The organism is Alkalibacterium psychrotolerans (assembly GCF_054784355.1).
Map to the genome: position 1 here is coordinate 1 of NZ_BAAGPH010000059.1, position 722 is coordinate 722.

The 722-nt window shown below is 37.8% G+C and carries 1 protein-coding gene; it reads right to left on the reverse strand.

The features are described 5' to 3' along the window. Positions 1-145: 145 nt before the first annotated feature. The coding region (locus ACYVLS_RS08865; protein ID WP_460323691.1) for an IS110 family RNA-guided transposase at positions 146-722 on the reverse strand (577 nt) is incomplete at its 5' end.

The following is a 722-nucleotide window of genomic DNA, read 5'->3' on the forward strand; positions in this document are numbered from 1 at the left end:
AGCATTATGGTGGTAAGTCAAGAGAATAGATTATAAATAGACAACCTAATTTCATAAAAAAGGGTTCACTGAACTAAACCGTCACGTATTCGAAAATACGTTCGGTTTATGTCTTCGGATAGTCGTCCTTAAGAAATAGTTTCTCTTAAGACTCCATCGCCTCCGATCTTGCGATATAGAGTTGGTGATCGCTTAGGAGTGCAAACACCAGACGCACTAATTTTCGTGCAGTTAAGACGAGGGCTCGTTTGTGTTGTGTTTTCGGTACTTCTTTATATTTTTTCTGGTAATAGGCTTCATACTCAGGAATATATCGTCTTACAGAGTTGGCAGCTTGAACTAAGTAATAACGTAAATAACGGTTTCCTGACTTAGACATCGGTGTCTTTTCTTTTTGATAGTTACCAGATTGATGTTTTGGCCAATAAAGACCAGCGTATTTTGCCAGTTGAGCTTCATGGTTAAATCGGTCAATTTGACCAACTTCAGCGATAATGCCTGCGGCATAAACAGGTCCAATTCCTGGAATGCTTAACAATGTTTTGGCGCTATCGATGGTTTCCATAATATTCTCAATGGCTTTATCAATGATTTTTATTTCTTGTTCAAATCCACGTATAACACGCATTTGAACACCTAGATTGATATCAATACTGTCTTGTGCTAGTTTGCCTAAGCGATAAGAGTCTGAGACAGATTTTCTAATGACTTTAGCTAATTTG